The organism is Arundinibacter roseus (genome assembly GCF_004348825.1).
In the GTDB taxonomy this organism is placed as follows: domain Bacteria; phylum Bacteroidota; class Bacteroidia; order Cytophagales; family Spirosomataceae; genus Arundinibacter; species Arundinibacter roseus.
Window position 1 is genome coordinate 88,918 of the sequence record NZ_SMJU01000016.1, and the last position, 13,786, is coordinate 102,703.

Consider the following 13,786-nt stretch of genomic DNA (forward strand, 5'->3'; position numbering starts at 1 on the left):
TAGTTTGTGATGAATTCAGCTAGTTTTTCCGCTGTTCGTGCATTATGTACTTTTGTCAAGCTCCTTAAAAACAGGGAGTTTAAAGAGGTAAGATGCTAGCTGGTCACAAAAAAAGCATACCATGCCGCAAATGGGTATGGTATGCTTTTTATTAAAAAAACAAAAAATGATGGAGCCGATGACTGATCTTACATATTCATTTTTTTGATGTTGGAATAACTCACAGCAATTGCTTCGAGCGGCGGCTGAACGGTCACATCCTGCTCGACGAATAAGTGTTTAAGTCCTGCAACTTTGGCCGCATTCAGAATCCGCTGAAAGTCAATTGAGCCGTTACCAACTTCGGCAAATTCGCGTTTGGGAGTTTTGGCCATGTCTTTCATGTGTACCAACGGAAATCGACCGGGATTCTGTGTGAAAAGCGCTACCGGATCCTGATTGGCATAGGCCGCCCAGTATAAGTCAAGTTCCATTTTTACGAGCGCCGGGTCTGTTCCTTTCAGAATCATGTCGTACGGAATCTGCCCGTCTACTGTTTCAAATTCAAAATCGTGGTTGTGATAGCCAAACTGAATACCTGCTTTTTTACACACCTCGCCTGCTTCATTAAATAAAGTAATAAACTTTTTATAGTCTTCCAGCGTCCGCTCATTGGGCATAATGTAAGCACACATCATATATTTTTGTCCGGCGGCGGAGGCATCGTCCACAATTTTGTTCCAGCCCGATTTTAATTGGTCAGGCATGTAGTGTCCACTAGGTGTAGACATGCCTAAATCTTTCAGGAAAGACTTGAACTCAGCGGGAGCCATGCCAAAAAACGTTCCGTTGGCGTAGCCAAATGTCTCTACTTCTTTGAACCCAATATCGGCTACTTGTTTCAGCGTACCTTTTGGATCTTTGGCCATGAGTTCGCGCAGCGTATACAGCTGCAATCCTACTTTACGCGGTGGTTTTGCGGAGGTAAAGGTGTTGGATAAAAAAGGCAGCGTGAGGGCGAGCGCACTGGTTTTTATAAATTCTTTGCGGGAAATTGACATGAAAAAGAAAGGTTAATTGGTATAAAATAAAAATATCCCTCGTAAATGGCAGACGGGTATCAAACTTACTTATTTCCGGGGGATTTTTCATAAATGCCAATTTCTTACTTACGTGCCTCTGTAAACAAAACATTCTTCTGAGTATAAATCTTTTTTTATACTCAGAAGAATGTTCTAAAAAATGACTTTTGAAGACTTCTGATCAAGACAAACGACATTTCAACAAAAAAAGCACCAATTACTCCACCACCACAACCTTCGCCTGACCAACGCCCGGCATACCGTTGCGAGCCATTCCTTCTGCCCGGATCTGCAAGGTAGACGTAGCATCAGAGGCAAAAAATGACACAGTAGCTTTGCCATCAGAACCGGTTCGGAGGCGGGGGGCCCATAGCAAGGTGGGGCGATAGTCGGGCCGGACGTGCTCGGGTAGCTGCTGATCGTAGCGGGGCGCATAAAACTCACGCTGTGGGTCATATCCCATCAGGCGGGTTGACAAACTCCCTTCGGTTTCCTGGTAACTAAACGATTGATTAGGATTTCCATTTTTGGTAAGAATATTAATTACCCCTCCCCTTCCCTGATCGCCGTAGACGGTAGCGGCAGGGCCAACAATCACATCCACCGACTCTACACTCGAAGGCAGGATATTCATGGCCACATCTTTACTCACGGGGCTTCCATCCATCATATACATCGGCTCAATGGTTCCTCTTAGGTTGGAATTTCCCCGAATCTGAATGATCCGGTCGGGGCCTGAACCAAGAACCTGCACGCTGGGAATACGGTTCTTAATCACGTCAAAAATCGTAAGTGCACCTACGGTGTTGCGATCAGTGAACGCAAGTGTACTGGAAGGACGCTTGTAAAGGGCGCGGCGGCTATCGCTGGTAATTGGGTCTACTTTTTTACCTTTGATTACAACCTCCTGCAAAAGTTTCTCTCTGTTTTCACGAATGGTACGTTCTATTTTCAGGTACTCCTGGGCGCGTTTAAGCATGTCTGTTGCCAGGGGCTGTGCATTCATTGCCCGAAACGGGACTTTGCCATAAGGCGGGGCCATCCATCTATCTGTCTGAATCTTGACATCTACCGCTTTTTTACTATCGGCAATCTGAATCATAATATCCGTCGAGTCCGTTACGTCCATACCATAGAGGGCAAATTCTCCCGTGGCGATGCTCTCGCCTGTAACAAACATCTGCGAACTATCTTTTTGAAGCAGCGTAAAAGTCAACGGCATTATGCCCGCAGCCCGTTTGTTTTTGCGAACCAATTTTCCGGTGAGCGTAATTCCCTGTTCTACAAAGTAGGAGGGCTCCGGAGCCTGATCTTTCAGGACGTCCTCCCACCGAAACCGTCGCCATCCCTGCGTCATCAGCAGCAGATCCAGGTAACGGGCAGCGTTAGGATTTGAGGTGTCAAAATAACTTGCCGGCTGTTCGATTCCTCCCCGCAGATCGGCTTCCAACCGAAAATAAGAAACAATATGCTGGGCGTTAGCGTCTATACTTGCCTGATTGCCATCGGTAACGGCTACCGAAAAATTACCCGCTATCGGCTTGCCATCGGCATCGCTTACTTCGAGCGTAAGGTCTACTTTTTCACGAATTTTATAGGTATTTTTTGAAGACTGGATTTTAATAGTCAATGGCTCGACCAAACGATTGTAAAGCAGGCGTTCGGCTATGGGGCGGCTGTTGGCGTCAAAAAGTGTCAGGTGCGTGATGCCGTCGCCAAGCCCTGATCTTGGAATGGTAAACAGCGATAGTTTTGACGAAATAGCAGCTTTGTTGGCGTACGTTATATCTCCCTGATTATGTGCAATCAGGGCCATTTCAACTGGGTCAGCCGAGTTGCTGCGCACAAAAACCCGGACATTTTGCTTATTGGAAAGGTTGTCTACAATCAGCACCGCACCTTCTTGTTTGACTACCGGAAAAGGAAATGAGGCCATGCCTCCATCCGGCTTTCGGACCTGAATACGATACGTTTGGTCGGCCTGTGGTTTGAACATAAATTGACCCATGCCCAGATGTTCCGTACGGAATCCGGCCAGGGTGTCGTTGGACTGATTGAGCACAAAGCCTGTAACAGGGATGCCTTTCCCTTGACTGTCGATGGCTTTAAAGGCAACTTTACTGTCAATATCTTGTATCAGATAACCGCCTTCGGGCATAAACTGTACGTCGATTTCTGACGTTAAAGCAGGGTTTGGAGCGGCCGCAGGCTCATTTGCCAGTATATGGAAGTCGCGGTAAAAAAAGTGTTCTTCCGAAAAATTTCGCATCCAATGCGTATACCCCCGAAGCCTGTATGGACCTGCCAGTAGGTCGTCGGGTAGGAATATGTCGCCCTGCCCCAAACCGTCAGTCATCCGAATGCGCCTCGTGAATAGTACCTCCTGAGTTTCGGTATTAAGCAAATCCACATACACCAACCGGCTCAGGGTATCTGCTGTGCCAGAAGCGGCAAAGGTAGCGTAGGCACTAAACCAGATCGTTTCACCGGGTAGGTAATGTGGTCTATCGATGTGTAAATACACTTTTTCATGAATAAATAATTGTTGGTAAGCATCCATTTTCTTGACGATGCGTTCCAGAAAGTCTTCTTCAAAATGAAGGGCCATAAACAAAAGGCCTGTGCTAAGGCCAAGAAGAGCGGGGAGGGTCTTTTTCATACAGAAGGGTAATTTGTGTAAGTATAATTTTTTCCGAAAATAGTAAATTCTAAAAAAAATCAGCACAAGAAGGGAAAATTCTTGTGCTGATTTTTAACTAGAACCAGTACGTAACTTTTACTGCACCGTCACCTTTCCACCACCTGCGTAGCTGCGGTATTCACCCTGATACATGGCGTCTGCCGCTACCGGACCAACAGTGAAGGTTCCTTTGGAAATGACCCGCACCTGATAGTAAAACGTTTGTTCTTTACCGGTGGCAGTCGTGAAAAAATGAATGCGGTCGTCGCGAATATCAAAGTACTCCGGCGTAGCGGCATTTTTGATCCAGGGCATGTCGCGCGGTTCGGTCAGGCGGGGATTTTCTATTTCAAATCCGGCGGGCAGCAAATCCGTAACAACTACATTTTCGACAGGTAAACCGTTGGTACTCGATACGCTGATTTTCACTACTAATAAATCATTCTGTTTGATTGTTCCCGCATTGCCGCCGGTTCGGGTCAGGTACTGCCGCCGCACCCGCAAGCCCTGATCTTCCTCGGTATAGGCTCCCGTGGCCGACATCCCTTCGGTTTGGGCAAACCAGTAAAGGTCGCCTTTTCCCTGCGTTTGTACGCTTAGTTTCTGATTGGAAATTCCCTCGCTTAGGTTTAATTCTGTTCCGTCAAACGAGGCCAACTTTTTGCCTTTGGCGTTCAATGTGGCCGTGACGGTAGAACCACTCGTGCGCTGAGCCAACTTACCCAAAGCGAGCACCGCAAAACCTGCTTCCTGCGTGTTCAGGTACGACGACGACGCCAGGGCCTGCGATAACTGCCGGGCAAGCGACGGAATCTGTATGTGGTCCGGGGAAGTTTCCAATAAGGTATTGAGCACTAAGGCCAGATTACGTAAAGGCGACGAATAGCTGCCACCAAATGAATTCTCGACCGACTCCTGCTCGTATTTTTTAGGTAATAGCGCTTCAAAACTACGCGAGTCGCCCATGAGCTGAAACGCCCCGGCCAATAAATAGCGGGTGTCGTTGGCCAGCAGTTCAGGGTGCTGTTTGTAGTAGTTCATAGCCGAGCGGTTGGGGCGGCCCGTTAGCGCCAGTACGTAGAGGGAGTACAGACTTTCGCGCTGCGCCTGAATGGTTCGTACGGTTGAGCCGTCTTCGGTCATTTGTGGCACCTCTTCCGTAGCGGTTGTACCGGTTTTGTTTATCAGATAATCCATGGCGCGGCTCATCGTTGCGGCATTTACTTCAAAGCCAGCCCGGCGGGCCTCTTCCAGAAAATGAACGGTGTAGGCGGTTGTCCACCAGTCTTCGCGGGACGCTCCCGGCCACAGCGCCAGGCCGCCGTTGTACAATTGCTGCGACTCCGCTTTGCGGATCGCCTGCTGCACGTTGGTAGCGGGGTTAAAATCGCTTGCGCCGCTTTTTACCAGATACACCGGAGTTGCCATCGCTTTGGTGAGATCGGCAAAGTAGATTTGGGGAAATGCCCGCGAAATACTCTGTTCCAGGCAACCAAACGGATAGCCAAGGAGTGTGGCAAGTGCTTTACCACCACTTTGTACCATCGGCGAGCGGCTCACCACCACCTGACTCCGGGCTGTGCCGGATATAAAATTATGGGCCAGGTTGATGGTCCCGGCCTGTCCGCCCGCAATTACACCGGCGTTGCTGGTTTTGAGTAGCGGCGAAGCCGGGCGCACAGATAGGTTGGTTTGCTGCACAAAGGTTTCTCCAAAAGCACCAACTTTCACGGTAATTGTCCCCGCTCCCAAACGAGCTCCTGCTTTTACCGAAAATACGGTTCGTGCCTCTTTTCCAGCCGGAATGGTTAATTTTTGCGTTGGTCCCGTAGCCGAAAGCGGGCCCGTGGTGCTGAGCGAAACATTCACCGTAGTGGCTTTTTTCTCCATATTGCTGATCGTAACGGGCAGCGTCAGCTCATCGTTAGGGCTCAAAAATCGGGGAGCGCCCGTGCTGATAACTACCGGGTCGGCCACTTTCATGTTGTGCGAAGCGGAGCCAAAGGCGTTGTCTTTGTAGGCTACTGCCATAATACGCAAATCGCCGCTAAATTGGGGAATCGCTACGTCAAACGTAGCTACGCCGCTACTGTTGGCGGTGAGAATGCCGCTCCAGAACGTCACAAGTTCGGTCCGGCCATTGCTAAGCGGATTGATGCGCCGTTCGAGATCGTAGCCATCGCCCCCGCTGCTGGATGTTGAGGAAAATGTCAATTCAGGAAAGAGAAACGCATACAGATCGTAGCTCCCCACTTCGAGGGCGCGTTTTTGATAAAAATAGCCGTGAATATCCGGGGTACGGAAATTCTTGATTTGTAAAATCCCTTCATCAACCACCGAAAGCGTAAGCTGAGCATTCGGTTTGGTTTGAATGGAAATCCGCTGTTTCTGTTTGGAGCGCGACTGCTCAACGGCCTTTATCGCCACAGGAAGAGCCCGGTCAAGCGCTTCGATGCGTAGCGGTGCAAAGCCGTGCGCTACGGTCAGCGGCAGGTCGGAGGCATCCAAAGGGCGTATAAGCGTGGCCGTGATGTACACATTGGGCAAATGCTCCTGCTGAATGCTGAACGTAAACTCGGCAGCCTTTTTTTCGGTAGTCAGAACGTGATGTTCAAGCACCTGATTACGCTCAACCGTTACGAGCAGACGGCCGTCGAAAGGTGTTTTGAACAAAATGCGGGCTTTATCACCCACCTGATAGCGCTCCTGATCGGGCTCCATCAGCACCCGGCCTTCGTTACTTACTTCAAAGGACGAATATTCTGTAAATCCAGCTCCGTAAGCAAAGAACGTAGTTGCCGTAAAATGACTGGCACCGGGCCGCCGAACCCGTACTTCATACTCACCCGAAACGGTGGGCACATACCTGAAACTGCCACGACCGCCCCCCAGGCTGAGCGTGTTGGAATATACACTTTTTTCGCGGCGGCGCGAGGTATAGCGTAGCTGTTCGTTCTGCTTTTCGACTACTGTTTGGTACTCCACCCGAACGACCTCTACCTGCGCTTTGCTGTTTTTTTGCAAAATCCCCTGACCATTTACACCAATAATCTCTACGGGAACAGGCGCATTGACGCCCACGTAGCGGTCGGGCAGGCGTATGCCGTACAGCGTTGCCTGCGTGAGTACATCAAAGCGATGCAGGCGATTGACGGGACGGCCGTTTTCGTCAAAAATAGTTACGTAAATTTTCCCTTCCAGCACACCAATATCTTTATATCCTGACGGAATCTGAATACGCTCCGTGGCTACGCCCTGCTCGTTGGTAAGTCCCTGCCGCTGTTCACGTTCAAAGGTAGTTTCAGCTGGAATATCAAAGGAAAAGTCCGGGAAATCAGGTGCCGAAAACGCTTTTCTTTTCCACTGAATATCCATTTCATAGGTTCGGTTGGCGGCGGGCGGTCCAAACAGGTTCAGTGCGGTGGCGGTTAGTGCCACGGTTTCACCGGTTTTGTATTCTTTCTTCGCTCCGCTCAAATCTACTTTTATACGATCGGGCATGAATTCTTCTACGCTAACACCCTGCGAAGCCAACAGCACATCGTTGCCGTTGTACACTTCCAGCGTATAGGTTCCGGTGAGTCCGGCGGCATCCACGGTAACCTCCGTTTCAACGGCGCCCTGTGCGTTGGTTGTCTTGCGCCAGGTCCGATACTCGCGGCCGTTAGGTGTAAGCATTTTGATTTTCAGGGGAATTTCGGAAGCCGTTTGCCAGCCCTGCGACCGTACCACGGTATTAAAATGCAGTGTTTCGCCGGGGCGATACATATCGCGTTCCCCATAAATAAACGCCTGCAATCCCGTAGGATTATCGCGCAGGCCTTCCACTTCGTAGCGCGAAGTTTCGACCTGTGTGTCGTTTAGCAGCAGGTAGTTGAAGTCGTCGTCGGTGCGGGCAGTAACCATCGCCATACGAAAGCCCGGCGCTTTTTCGCTGAGTTTTTCAAAATGAGCCATACCGTTATTGTCTGTTTCGAGCGTATACACCGACTGATTGTTGCTGCTCACGAGCGTCACGCTCACCTTACTCAGCGGCTCGGTAGTTTTGATCGAATTGGCAAAAACCCATACTTCGTCTTTGCCTTCTTTGGCAATCAGGCCAATATCCGAAACAGACACGAGCCGTGTAGAACCCAAATAGGCTTCTTCTTTGGAAATCACCGACACCAGGTATACGCCCTTGCGGCCATTATCATCAGGCAGGGCCACATTCAGCGCCGAAATGCCGCGCGTGCGGGGAAGATTTTCGGTGTCAACGGTTTTATTAACCACCACATCGCTATAAAAACTCTGATCGTCGTCGCTATAATTATATGAACCCGTAGCCTGCCATTCGTCACCTACATAGTCGTAATTTTCGTAGCGGCTGTTGCGTACGTAATTCAGGATATTATTTTCATAAATTTTGGCAATTTTTACCTGCACCTTCGGAACGTTCACAATTTGTACTCCCATATTTCGTGAACCTTTGGAAGTCAGGTACAGTGCTTTTTTGTGGGTAAACGTGATGCCCGGAGGCATTTTTCCAAAAAACAAATCCCGCGAAACTTCCTCATCCAGTTGTGGGCCAAGTACACCTTTGAGTGCTGTGGTAACTTTCAATACATAGGTATCCGTTTCGTTAAAATCGCCCCGAACAATGAATCCATTTTCGGTAGTTTCGGTCACGAGTTTCCCCGGAACAGGTTCCAGCGAGAAACCATTTTCTACCGCTTCGGGCGTTAGCTCCTGTGTGGTATACACACGTACATACCCCTGATTATTTTCAAAACCCGTTTGCACATCGGCAATTTCCAGGTGCAGGGGCGAAGGCAAGCTTGCCACAGTTTCGAGCGGCTGCGGAGTAGCGTACTCCTTATTTTTCATTTTGAGCCCTTTTTCAATCCGCACGGCAAGAGGCGCTGCGTTCTCGTCGGCAGTTCCGGTTTGCGTGAGCGCCACCGTTACGTAGCGGCCTTCGGACGAAGGAAGCACCCGAAACGACGTTTGGGTATCGCGCAAGCGTACCTGAAGAAGTTCGGTTACGGCCTGAGGATCAACGGGGTAATTAAAAGTGAGCCGCAGCCTGGCCTCGGGGCGGCTGTTTTCTGCCGAGCGTGTCCACCAGCTTTGAAGATCCGTCAGTTGCAGATAAGGCGTATGAAAGGCCAGATCTTCGTCCGAAATCGTGTACTTTTTGTCTTCCGGCAGATGATTCAGCAGTTCGTCCGTAAGCTCAGCTTTGTAGGTAGTGGCAGGGTCAAAGGCGCCAATCGGCGAGAAAACCAGCTCATTGGGCGCCGTCCATTTGAACTTTCCGCGCACGGCGGGTTGCAGGCGCACGTACTGCGTAGAATCCCAGATGCCGAGGCGACTTTCCTGCACCAGGTCTTTACTGAATGTAAAGACAAGGTTTTGCGAAAGCTGAATTTCGTCGGTAAAATTGGTACCGGCCACACGCACGGTATTGAGCGATGAACAGCCATTTAACAGCCAGAAAAATGTAGCCGAAAGGATTGAAATGCTGAGTAAAAACCGATGGTTTTTCATGGGGAGAGTAAGGAAAAAAAGGTAACGTTTCAGAAGGAAAAATAACTGCTTTCTTCAACGTTTGAAGGTAGCAAATTAGCCGTGATAAATAAAAAAGTATGGAAACGAATGATTGATCGATTTCATAAGACTTACTAAGTTATTTAAATGATGCATAAAAATAACCTGAGCTATTTTTTACAATAACTCAGGTTACTTCATTCTTGTAAAAACGTAGGTTTCCCCTCAGGGCATGGGCGTAAACTGCATCGCTGCTACTTTCCAGGCACCGCCCTGCCGCACGCACACGCTCATAAAACCTACCTGCGTCTGAAAGTTGTTGCCCTGTACGGCACCCTTGGTTTGCCAGAAACCATTGACCACCGCTGCTTCGCCATAGGTGCGGGTGTTCAGGCCCGACACAACGCCCGTTTCGATGACCACATACCCACCGTCCACGGCATCAGCCAACGTGGTACCGTCAATCATTTGTCCGTCAAAACTCAGGAGCGAAAAATCAGTTGTTAACACTGAACGCAGCGAGGAGGCGTCTTCATTGAGCATGGCTTTAAAAAACACTTCCGTAGTCTCATTTGGAGTAGCGGGGGCAATCGTCTGCTGCGCCTGAACCGCAAGCGACGCAAGTAAACAAAGACATGCCAGGCATAATTTTTTCATGGGAGTTTTGAAATTAGTTTTTGGTAAAAAAGTATTGAATACAAGTATTTAGCCGAAAAGTGCATTTTAATGCTGGAATTTCAAAATATCCTCTATTAACTTTTTGCGTAAGTATGTGAGGATTTCAAGTACTAATCAGTACTTTAGAAACAAATTTGACTGTCAGGAAACGTGCGTATGAAAAAGACTTTACTTTATTTTTTTCTTGGAATTTTTGCTGCTGCCAACAGCCACGCCCAAAGCCCGTGGCGGCTTGGCGTAGGATTGGGGCCGTCGCTTTCGTACAACACCTTATCGTCAGACAGACCCCTGCCGTCGGGCAAATTTGAAGCTCCCGATCGTTTCGGGGTTTCATTTGATCTCAGCGCCGAGCGCAGCCTTACCTCCCACCTGTCGCTTCGGATGGGCGTCCGAACCTCGACTTTAAAGGTTGGTACACGCACAAGTTTTATTTCACGCGATTCGACCGGCGCTGTGAGTGGTTGGGGGCGCAACAATGGTTATACCCAATTTTCTCCCGCAAATCTTAACGCAGGGTTTACCTACAACTCACGGCTGCTATGGCGGCGGCTGATTGTGAATGGCGGCGCTGATATAAATTACATCATTAATCGCTACGATGGCTACGTACGCGAAAAAAACGACCGGAAAATCGACGGTCACTGGCCAGGTGACGTGTACCAGTATACGCTCGAAAGCTCACACACCCGCAATCAGGGTTTGTCGCTATCCCTGCGTGCCGGGCTCGACTACAAAATCGGGCAATACCGTAGCCTGAGCGTTCAATGGCTCTACAATCAGGGATTTCGGGATTTGTTTACTATTTCTACAAAAGAGCTGGAACTCAACGGCGTGAAGTATCAGGCTAACGTCGTCAGCAAAGGAAGCTATCTCACCATGCAGGTAGGCTATAAGCAGGGATTGCAGTGGAAAAAGCCCGGAAACTACATGAGTCCCTACAACGCAGCGCTCGTTGGGAAGCGCCCTGCCAACCGCCCTGATTTTAAGGCGGGCTCAGCTATGGTTGGGGCGTCGGGTGTGGCTATTCCGTACCAAACGGGTGGAGAATTTGCCAATGTTGCTTTACGGGGTGGCTATTTCGTGGCTGATCGCATACTGCTTGGAGCCGTTGGCTTTGGAGCTTATTCCACGATTGTACCCGTAGAAGCTCCCCTGCGCGGCTGGGCACTGGGGCCGATGGTCCGGTATCATATCAGTACCACGGCCTTTTCGCCATTTGTAGAAGCAGCCTATCTGATGGGCGAGGAAACCGGCCAAACCTACCGCCGGGGCTGGCAGTTTGTGGCGCTGATGCCCGGGGTTAGTTTCCGGCTAAACCGCCATCTAAAAGCAGACATAGGAGTCTATATGCTACGCCCAACCTACCCCGTTTCTGAAAATGCGGTCATTTCGCTACCGCAGCTTGGGTTGCACTATTCGTGGTAAGTAGGGCTCTGTGTGCTAGCAAAATTTTACAATCGCTTCACCTCAATATAGACATCCGTATTTCGTCCTTTATCGTCGCTGCACGAAACTTTGACCCGCCCCGGAGGCGGGCTCATAAATACAGCTTCGGTGGGAGAACTTTTTTTGAAAAGCTTATCATTTATGTACCAAAATACTTGCTGCACATCATTGGCTGCCTGACAGCTCAGCAAAATCTGTTGAGGCTCGTCGGTGCGTACATAGTATTCGCTCCCGTTGTTTGGGCTGATAATGATCGGGGCGCCATCGCCAAAGACCCGCTCGCAGGCCGGATTATGCGGCGGGATTTTTTCATAGGGCAATTTCTTCAATTCATAGTAGGCAATCAGCTCCGGCGTGTAGTTTGGGTACGCCTCACGTACATAGCCCGAAGCGGGCAGGCAGGTTGGGCAGTACGACAGACTTTTGGCGGCATTGACAAACACCCACTGCCGATGCTGACACCGCCGATAGGGTGACACGCCCATGAGGTGATAATCCACAATTGGATTGGTACAAAAATCGGAAGGAATGTCCCCGCTTGCTGCACATACTTTGCGCAGAGCCACCGACTCCGGCATGTGGTACCACCCCTTTGGCGAATTGTAATCAAGGCTATTAAAGAGCGAAAAAAGGAGTGGCGTGGCTGTTTCGGCACCGCTGAGGTCGGCTACGCCTTCTCCCGAAAAATTGCCCACCCACACACCAATCGTATACTGCTTGTTGTAGCCTATGCTCCATGCGTCGCGCCGGCCGTAGGACGTTCCGGTTTTCCAGGCAATGCGGGGAAGGTGGTATGAGTTGTCAAAATTGGTGGGTAAATCCGGACGGGTTACCTGCGTGAGTACCTGCGTAATGAGAAAGGCCGCGCCGGGTGATATAATCTCAAAGCCTGAATCGGCCTTCTTTTTTGTTTGGCTCATTGGCACTGCTCCATAGCTAAGCGGTTGCAGGCGGCCTTCATTGGCAAACGCTGCAAACAAACGCGTGAGCTCTTCCAGCGTCACGCCGCATCCTCCCAAAATCATAGAAAGCCCCAGGTCTTTGGCCTGCTTGCGTACGGTTTGAAAACCCGCTTTTTTGAGTTGATCTACCAATACCGGTGTTTGTACGTCTTTCAGAACTTTTACTGCCGGAATATTGAGCGAGTTGGCCAGGGCAAATTCAACCGTAACGGGTCCGTTGAATCGCTGATCAAAATTCTCAGGCTCGTAGCCGCTGAAATTTGTCGGAACATCATTCAGGATCATTTTGGGAGTCAGCAATCCTTTATCAAAAGCAGTCGCATACAGCAGTGGTTTCAGTGCGCTTCCCGGCGAACGGACCGCCCGGATGCCGTCCACTTGGCCGCCGTCGTAAGGATTTGAAAAATCAGCCGAACCTACATAGGCTTCTACGGCTCCGGTTTCGTTGTTGACAATCAGCACGGCGGCATTGTGAATGTTCTGGCTTTTCAGGCGATTGACATAGTTTTTTACCAGAGCTTCGGCCTGTACCTGCTTCTGTGGTACAATGCCCGTACGTACCGTAGGCTCGTTGGGATATTGTGCTTTAAGTCGCTGAGCAAGGTGAGGAATTTGTGCCGGTGCTGCCCGGCGTGTGACCCGCAACGGCTCGTGGAGGGCATCGTCGATAACGGAAGGCTCAAAAAGTTGGTCTACTTCAAACCTGCGCAACCAAACATTTCGAGCAGCAAGCAGCGCCGACTGCCGGGTGTCGGGCCGCAGACTCGACGGGCGGTTGGGCACAATGGCCAAAGCCGTGATTTCGGAAAGGCTCAGCAGCTGCGGCGGTTTTCCAAAATAGAGCAATGATGCCGCTTTTATGCCTTCAATATTTCCTCCATAGGGCACAAGATTGAGATAAAACTGAAAAATTTCCTGCTTGGAATAGTGCATTTCCAGCTGAATGGCCCTGATGATTTCCAGAAGTTTGCTGCCGTAGGTTCGTCTGCGCGGTTCGAGCAGTCGAACTACCTGCATCGTGATGGTAGACGCGCCCGAGGTACGACGCCCGGTGAGGAGATTGCGCAGTGCCGCCCTTCCTACGGCCAATGGATTGACGCCCGGATGCCAGGCAAAAAAACGATCTTCTTTATGCAGCAGCGTTTTACGAAGCAGAGGAGTGATTTCGGTAGTTTCGGTATACAGCCTCCACTTGTCGTCCTGACTCAGAAAGGCGTGCAGCACGGAGCTGTCTTTGGCCAGAATTTGGGTAGAATAAGAAATTTGTGGACGAAAAGGAAAGACAAAGTCCAGTATTCCAATCAATACGATCAACAGAAGAGTCGCCTGAACCCATCGGAATTTTAGAAAAGAAAAAAAGTACGACGGCAGGGAGCGCTTCAAGAGTCAATATTTTTATGTAAAAATAAAGAATGTAAAATTCGGCAATA

6 protein-coding genes are annotated in these 13,786 nt (G+C 49.7%); 1 reads left to right on the forward strand and 5 read right to left on the reverse strand.

Annotated elements, in window-relative coordinates; translation table 11 throughout:
- Window positions 1-188: 188 nt before the first annotated feature.
- From EZE20_RS20635 to EZE20_RS20650, 4 genes are all read right to left on the reverse strand, one after another.
- Entirely contained in the window at window positions 189-1,040 is an 852-nt protein-coding gene (locus EZE20_RS20635) for a sugar phosphate isomerase/epimerase family protein (protein WP_132121298.1), read from the reverse strand.
- A gap of 238 nt (window positions 1,041-1,278) precedes the next feature.
- The gene (locus EZE20_RS20640; protein ID WP_132121300.1) at window positions 1,279-3,720 is read right to left on the reverse strand and encodes a TonB-dependent receptor; all 2,442 of its coding nucleotides are present in this window, start codon (window positions 3,718-3,720) and stop codon (window positions 1,279-1,281) included.
- Between the two features lie 117 nt (window positions 3,721-3,837).
- A complete protein-coding gene (locus EZE20_RS20645; RefSeq protein ID WP_132121302.1) occupies window positions 3,838-9,270 on the reverse strand; it encodes an alpha-2-macroglobulin family protein in 5,433 nt (1,810 codons plus the stop codon).
- Between the two features lie 225 nt (window positions 9,271-9,495).
- A complete protein-coding gene (locus EZE20_RS20650; protein ID WP_132121304.1) occupies window positions 9,496-9,927 on the reverse strand; it encodes a nuclear transport factor 2 family protein in 432 nt (143 codons plus the stop codon).
- A gap of 177 nt (window positions 9,928-10,104) precedes the next feature.
- On the opposite strand from EZE20_RS20650, the gene EZE20_RS20655 reads away from it, so the two are divergent.
- Window positions 10,105-11,373 carry a hypothetical protein gene (locus EZE20_RS20655; RefSeq protein WP_132121306.1) on the forward strand — a complete coding sequence of 423 codons (1,269 nt, stop codon included), beginning with the start codon at window positions 10,105-10,107 and terminating at the stop codon, window positions 11,371-11,373.
- A 26-nt stretch (window positions 11,374-11,399) separates the two neighbouring features.
- On the opposite strand, the gene pbpC is transcribed toward EZE20_RS20655, so the two are convergent.
- A complete protein-coding gene (pbpC, locus tag EZE20_RS20660; protein WP_394345662.1) occupies window positions 11,400-13,739 on the reverse strand; it encodes a penicillin-binding protein 1C in 2,340 nt (779 codons plus the stop codon).
- Window positions 13,740-13,786 lie beyond the last annotated feature (47 nt).

Coding starts and splice junctions, on each gene's coding strand:
- EZE20_RS20650 (WP_132121304.1), bottom strand. CDS start 9,927: ATGAAAAAATTATGCCTGGCATGTCTTTGTTTACTTGCGTCGCTTGCG.
- EZE20_RS20640 (WP_132121300.1), bottom strand. CDS start 3,720: ATGAAAAAGACCCTCCCCGCTCTTCTTGGCCTTAGCACAGGCCTTTTG.
- EZE20_RS20655 (WP_132121306.1), top strand. CDS start 10,105: ATGAAAAAGACTTTACTTTATTTTTTTCTTGGAATTTTTGCTGCTGCC.
- EZE20_RS20635 (WP_132121298.1), bottom strand. CDS start 1,040: ATGTCAATTTCCCGCAAAGAATTTATAAAAACCAGTGCGCTCGCCCTC.
- EZE20_RS20645 (WP_132121302.1), bottom strand. CDS start 9,270: ATGAAAAACCATCGGTTTTTACTCAGCATTTCAATCCTTTCGGCTACA.